Origin of the sequence: Streptomyces sp. NPDC051173 (assembly GCF_040689515.1) — a bacterium.
Lineage (GTDB): Bacteria > Actinomycetota > Actinomycetes > Streptomycetales > Streptomycetaceae > Streptomyces.
The window spans coordinates 1-6966 of sequence record NZ_JBFBBD010000137.1; the positions used below are offsets into that span (position 1 = coordinate 1).

At 66.0% G+C, this 6966-nt stretch carries 4 protein-coding genes; 3 read left to right on the forward strand and 1 reads right to left on the reverse strand.

Annotated elements, in window-relative coordinates; all coding sequences use genetic code 11:
- Window positions 1-354: 354 nt before the first annotated feature.
- Window positions 355-4251 carry a WD40 repeat domain-containing protein gene (locus tag AB0435_RS33615; RefSeq protein ID WP_366428686.1) on the reverse strand — a complete coding sequence of 1299 codons (3897 nt, stop codon included), beginning with the start codon at window positions 4249-4251 and terminating at the stop codon, window positions 355-357.
- 283 nt (window positions 4252-4534) lie between these two features.
- Here AB0435_RS33615 and AB0435_RS33620 point away from each other — a divergent pair, with 283 nt between their 5' ends.
- The 3 genes from AB0435_RS33620 to AB0435_RS33630 all read left to right on the forward strand — a co-directional run bounded on the left by AB0435_RS33620 (window position 4535) and on the right by AB0435_RS33630 (window position 6767).
- Window positions 4535-5086, forward strand: coding sequence for a hypothetical protein (locus AB0435_RS33620; protein WP_366428687.1), 552 nt, complete (start codon window positions 4535-4537; stop codon window positions 5084-5086).
- A gap of 295 nt (window positions 5087-5381) precedes the next feature.
- Complete coding sequence (locus AB0435_RS33625) at window positions 5382-5786, forward strand: hypothetical protein (protein ID WP_366008472.1); 405 nt, start codon at window positions 5382-5384, stop codon at window positions 5784-5786.
- A 381-nt stretch (window positions 5787-6167) separates the two neighbouring features.
- Window positions 6168-6767, forward strand: coding sequence for a hypothetical protein (locus AB0435_RS33630; RefSeq protein WP_366008471.1), 600 nt, complete (start codon window positions 6168-6170; stop codon window positions 6765-6767).
- Window positions 6768-6966 lie beyond the last annotated feature (199 nt).

Here is a 6966-nt window from a genome sequence, read left to right on the forward strand (position 1 = left end):
CCTTAACTCCGTGGTCTTGGGGTACTTACGGGGAGCAGCCATGATCGGCATCCTTCCGGGTCTTCGATGTCTCCATCAAACCCGGGGCGGTTCACGTTCAAGCAGCTCGCGCTGTCCCGGATCGCCGCCCAGCACCTTGAGATCGAGCGTCTGCGCGAGCAGACCACGACCGGCCCGAAGGTAACTGCGCTGCCCGACGGGCAAACTCCGGTGTCATCGGCTCGTGCAGCTGATGCGACGACTACCCGTGCACATTGCTGGCCAGATAGCGCGATGCTTCCCACCGGAGTCCTACCATCGGCATCCCGTCCGAGGCGCCCAGAACCCGGTTTTGTTCACAACTGAAGACAGTCCCTAGCTGCAGGCCCGTACGTAGGGGACGGTGACTAGCCGGGCCCATTCAGTCTGAGTCAGCCGTGTGGCGCGTTCGCAGGCCCGCTGTAGGTCAACCTTGGGGGCGAGATTCCAGAAACGGAAAGTGCCATCCAAGTTACCGCTTGCCAATGTCTGACCGTCTGGTGTGAAGGCCAGTCCGCCAAAGGAATTGGCATGCCCGGTGAGGGTGATGGGCTGGCCGCCGCTGGGGACCTTCCATAGCCGGATCGTCCGGTCGTCTCCTGCACTGGCCAGTCGAGTGCCGTCCGGGCTGAAGGCCAACACACGCGGATTGCCGGTGTGCCCGCTCAATGTGTTCAGTGGGTGCGTACTCGGGCCGCCAGGTGCCATCCTCGAGCCGATCTGCCACAAACGGATGGTCCGGTCCGTGGAAGCCACGGCCAGCCGCTGACCGGAGGGATCGAAGGCCAGAGCCCACACCTCTTGGGCTGGCAGAGAACCCAGCGGATGTCCGTCCAGGTCCCACAGGCGGACCGTCTTGCTCCCTCCCGGCCAGGTGGCGATGACGCCGTCCCGACTGACCGCCACAGGCAATCCGCCGCCGGAGTGGGCCGGGAGCTGGATGCGCTGTTCTCCGGTGGCGGTGTTCCAGATGCGCCCGATGTTGTCGTCACCAATGGTGACCGCGGTCCGGGAGGTGACGTCGAAGGCGATCGCGCGGGCCCAGGACGTCGTGTGTCCGTGAAGCGTGGTGAGGCGGTGTCTGGTGGTGTCGTACAAGAATGCATCAGGGCAATCGCCAGTGATGCCCACGGTGTGCCCGTCTGCGGCGTAGGCAAGTTTCCACACCGGACAGGAGTGCGGGATCGGGAAGGAGTCGAGCTGCTCACCGGTGGTACGGCGCCAAATCTCCACTCGGGCGCGGGAGCCGCCCGTGGCGAGGAACTGGCCATCGGGGCTCATCGCTGCACCCCGCAGGGAGTCAATTGGCTGGGGCATCAGCATATGGTCCGAGATGTCCCACAGCACAGCGCTGCCATCGGAGCTGACGCTCGCCAGTTGTTTGCCGTCGGGGGTGAAGGCCACGCCGTTGACGTGGCCGACGTGTCCGGTGAGTCGCTCTACCGGACCTCCGCCTGTGTTCCACAGGCCGACGGTCTGGTCGTAGCTGGCGGTGGCGAGCATGCTGCCGTCCGGGTTGAACTCGACATCGAACACTGCGTCGGAGTGGGAGATCTGCTTGGGCGTATTCTTCGGGGTCCCCGAGGCGACGTCCCACAGTCCGACGGTGTAGTCGTCACTGCTGGTGGCCAGCGTTCTGCTGTCCGGGCTGAATGTGACGTGGGTGACGGCGGCATGGTGAAGTCCGTCCAGGACGTGCAGTTCTTCGCCGTCGTCGCGGTGCCATACTCGGACAGTGCTGTCGCGGCCGGCACCTGCGATCAGCCGTCCGTCCGGGCTGACAGCCACACTCAGGGCCTCACCGACTAGCCCATGCAGGGCTCTATCCAGGGTGCCGGTGGCGGGGTTCCACAGCCGGACCAGGCCGTCCTTGCACGCACTGGCGAGCACTGTGCCATCTTTGCTGAACGCCAGTGAGTTGGCTACCGCTGCGTCCGTGTCGATCCGCCGGAGCGGATGCGGATCGGCTGGGTTACTCACATCCCATTCATCGATCCCGCCCCCTTCGGTTGGGGCGGAGGACAAGCGATGCCCATGCGGTGCGAAGGCAAGGGGCCCGACGCCGTCTTGGTGGATGGTGGCAAGGTGCCGTCGGCTGCGTCGGTCGAACAGATCGATTCCGTCGCCGGCGTCGGGACCGGCGACCGCGAGCAGCGGTCCGTCCGGATCCATCGCAACTGATGTCAGGCGGCTTTGGTTTGTCGTCAGTCTGCCTTCGAACCGAGATGCTGAGGTGGACAGCAGTGCGCTGAGTGCGTCCGGGTTGTTGTGGTCTTCCTTGTAGGCGGAGGCTGAGAGGAACATCCCAAGGTCAGGGCGCCCCGCCGTGACCGCCCCGGCCTGGTTGGCGAGCGCGGCCGCGCTTGCTGCCCTGGACTGTTGTTTGGCTTTCTGGGACTCCGAATAAGCAGTCCCGAAGGCGATCAAGGCCAGTGTCAATAGCATGGCCAGACCACCCGTCAACGCACGGAGCAGCCGGATTCGGCGTCGCTCTGCCTGCTGTGCGGCTTGCTTGGCCGCCGTTGAGGTGGCGAGGAACTGGGCACTGGTCGGGCTCAGTCCGAACCGCTCGCCGTCGAGATCGGCCCAGGAGCGGGCCAGCTCCAGTCGGGCGCCCCGGTAGAGCAGGGCCGGATCGTGGCCTTCTGTGGCCCAGGTCTCGGCATCATGTTCTAGCCGTTGGTGGGTCACCAGGCCGGAGCGGTCCTGTTCGATCCACTCGCGCAGCCTGGGCCAGGCGCTCAGCAGGGCCTCATGAGTGAGTTCGACGGTGTCGGTGGTCAAGATGAGCAACCGGGCGGTGGCGAAATCGTCCAGTAGCCGCTCCACCGAGGTGCTGTCGGGCAGCGCGGCAAGCAGTTCGGCTCGAGTGACGCGCCTTCGGGCATCCTGGGCGTCCGGGCTGACCCGGACCAGCCGGAGCAGCACCTGGCGTGCGAGGCCGTGGTCAGTCAGGTTCACGGCGGCCCAGGCCCGTTCCGCAGCCTGAGCGATGGACCCGTGCAGGCCACCCGTCAGCCGGTACCCCCTCAGAGTGAGCCGACGGTCGGCGCGCTGCTGCCAGGTGGACAGCAAAACGTGTGAGAGCAGCGGCAGCGCGCCCGGCTCGTATCCTTGCCCGCCCGTCCAGTCCCGCAGTCCGAGATCCCTCAGGAGTACGTCGAGTAGGCCCTCTTCCAGTTCCAGCCCTGCTGCCTCGGCAGGTTTCCGGATGGCCCGGGCCAACTGGGGCGGCGACATCTGAGCGAGGGTCAGTTGATGCTTGCGAACGGATTCAAGGAGATCCGGGTGGTCGAGACAATGCTGGTAGAAGTCGGCCCGCAGCCCAAGGACGGCGAGCGCCATCGGTCCTCCCCCTGCAGGGGCAGTGACAGCACGCAGCACGCTGAGATAGAGGTCACGCCTTTTTCGATCGGCGACCAGTGTGAAGGTCTCTTCGAACTGGTCAATGATCAACGCGATCCTGCGTCCGTCCGGCAGATGCTGGCGAATCGCAGCCCTGAACGCGTCCGGTCCCGTTTCGGCGGCCACCTGAAGCATGGTTGGGGGGCATGCGAGGGTCTTGGAGAGAGCGTGGACCAGTGCTGCGATGGGATCGACCGTCGGAGTGAGCACCGCCACTAGCCACTTCTCGGAACCGGGCAGCGCGCCACTCGCGAGTACAGGGAGCAGGCCCGCCCTCAGCAGTGAGGATTTCCCGGCGCCCGATGCTCCGAAGAGGATGAGCAGGCCGTCTCCGTCCAGGCAGCGGCTGAGCTCACCGACCAGCGCGGCGGTGTCCTGCTCGCGCCCGAAGAACCACCTGGCGTCCTCGGCCTGATAGGCGGCGAGCCCCCGGTACGGGCAAGGACCTTGCGGTGGGCCCTTCTCCTCACCGAATCCTTTGCCGCAGAAGGGAGAGCGAGTCGCCTGTTGCCACCGCGCACGCCAGTCCGCCAGGTCGTACAGGCCCGGTACGACTGGACGGGAACGTATCCGGCGAGCCTCTCCGATCAACACGGTCAGCACGACGGCCAGCGGCTCGAACCGAGCAGGCACGGCGCGCCCGCCCCGCCAGTCGCTGATCCGCTGGGCGGGTACCCGGACTGGGCGGCCATCGCCGTCGGCCCGCTGAGTACGGGCTACCGAAGCGGACACGCTCCGCAGCAGGGGGTTGCCCGCCTCCCGGTAGAGCAGGTCGAAACGCTCGGCGAATGCCTGGCGTGGTTCAGGTAACCCGTGCCCCTCGTTCATGGCACAAGTCTCCGATCCGGAGCCTGAATCGACGGGCCGGCATCCCGACACTGAATCGGCCCCGGCTTCCCTGACCTGCGCACACTGCGCCGGGCCTGCGAGCCGAGTTCACCCGAAAGGGATCCTGCTCCGGACCGGAGCCGGACCGGAAAACCATCGCACACCCTGTGACCTGTGGTTTTTCGCGACGGTCCGGCTTCCCCGCTAGATCAGTGGCGGTCAGCGGCGCCAGCGTTGGGGCCAGGCCGGAACCCGCCGGCCGCACCCCACCGAGGAGGAACCCGTGAACCGTTCCCACCGCTGGTCCATCCCCGCCTTGGCGGCAACCGCCCTGCTCGGCTCGCTTGCGCTGACCGGCCCGGCGAACGCCGCTGCAACGGACATCAGCACCGCCACCGCGGCGCCGGGGATCACCCGCCACGAGGAGATCGAGCGGGCGAAGACCTGGCTGACCGCCGACCAAGGCAAGCCGGTTCCGTACAACCAGGACCACAACTGGAACGACGGCTATCGCCAGGACTGCTCCGGCTACGCCTCGATGATGCTCAAGCTACCCAAGCCGGGCCCGAACACCGTCGCCCTGAAGGACGACGGCTGGACGACCCCCATCACCATGTCCGCGCTCAACGAGGGCGACCTGATCATCAAGGCCAACAGCGACTCCCCGAAGTTCCGCCATGTCGTGGTCTTCGACCACTGGGCCGACGCCGGCCACACCAAGTACCGGGCCTACGAGCAAGCCGGCGGCGTCGGCACCCAGTACGCGACACACGACTACGGCCTGATCAAGGGCGACGGATACCACGCCGCCCACCCCAGGAATCTCACCGACTGATCGCGCTCAGGCGCCCCCGGAGGGAAGGCCAGCACCACGACCGCCCAGCCCCAGCTCCCGCCTCTGCGCTTGCCCGCTGGTGATGGCGACACAGCCGCGGCCGCCTTCCGTAGCCGCGGAACCAGCCAAGGCAACGCTCCGACGGCAGCCCGCCACCGACCACGAGCGCCCCCGTACACAACCCAGACCGCCCAAGGGGACCACAACTCAAACGACGGATTGCGCGAAGCCCGCTGATACCCGTGGTCCCACACCCTCTCGACAACCACACTGCACAGTCAAGGAGTTGATCACCATGAGCAAGGTCTTCCGCGGTCTCCTCGCCGCCGCCTTCGCCACTTCCGCGTTCCTCGCCGCCCCCACAATGAGCGACGCCCACGCCGCCATCAAGGCCCCGGCAGCGCCTGCTGGCGACTGCCACCTGACCGCGGACACCCCAACCTACGCGAATCACACCATCACCGGATACGGCGGGCGCTGGGATTGCAGCTCGGAAGCCACCATCATCGTCAAGCTCATCGAAAAGCACGACTTCGGGCCGGACCACGTCCTGGCCCAGCAGAGGGCCACTGGCCGCCAGATCGACCTGCACCCGAGCTACGGCTGTGAGCCGAACAGCCAGTACCGGGTCATCTCCGAGACTGATGGCCCGGGCGACGCCAAGATCAAGAGCCCCGAGGTCACCTACCGCTGCCAGTGACGCCCTAACCGCAAACGGACACAAGGCCGCTAAGCCGCCGGGTGGCGGGAGAGCTCACTTCTCCGGCCACCCGGCCCACCCAACAGCGGACAAGCACCTTCCCAGCCCTCCACACCTTGCCACGCCACGCCATCGGGCGACCTCCAGGTGGGACGCCGTCAGCTGCCACGCCGGATTCACCTGATCGGTCGACGCAGTCTCGTCTCGGACCCATTGTCGGGCTGACGCGCGAGAGTACCAACCCGCAGCCCCTCCCGATACGGCGCCCCATGGAGCGTCTGGATCATTTGCCCGCCCCAAACACTCCGCCAGCACGTCCCCTGAGATCGACTCAACGGAAATTCACCAACCAGTTCTCACCATGAAGGGATCGGACCAACTATGAGGATTCCCCGCACCATCAGCTGGCGTTCGCCTCTCGCCCTCCTGGTCACGTTCCTGGCCGCTACCTCGGCCACTGCCCTGGCCACCTCTCCGCCGGCACAGGCCGATACACCCGGAAGGGTCTGCATGTTCCAGGCCCCCACTGGCGCTGAATTCGACGGTCACCACGCGGGCCACGTTGGCTGGGCCTACCGCTGGGACAACGGCAGCGGTCGATGGGATTTCGGAGCCACTGAGAACGCACGGGAGGTGTGGAACCTCAACGGCACCTGGGACGAGGTGCTCAGCACCTTTCGTCACCGTTCCAATCCCAACCACACCCCCGGCCTCTACTACACCCGATACCGCTGCATCAATACCCGGGGACATGATCAGCACGCTGCCTTCGTCAAGCGAGACCAGCTCGACCACACGAAGTACGTGATCCAGGGTGCACCATGGGGCGATGCGACCAACAACTGCCTCACCCGCGCCGTCGAAATCTTCAAGGCGTACGACAATAGCGGCGACCTCAACCGTCTCAACAGCGGAAAAACCTTGATCTGGCCGAACAAATACTTCGCCGACAACCTCGACGGCTTCGAGCGCGCACAGTGAGGTTCCCCCGAGATGCGGGGGAGGTTGACAGCGGGTCAGATGGGACTCATGAGAGGACCAGTGACCATGGCTGCACCGAGAAAATATCCCAAGACCACGGAGTTAAGGGCCTGCCGATCAATAACTCGCTGTTTTGATCTCTGATGTGGGGATGCCGAGGTGTGCGGCGAGGTCGGTGAGGTCGTCGAGGGTGGACAGC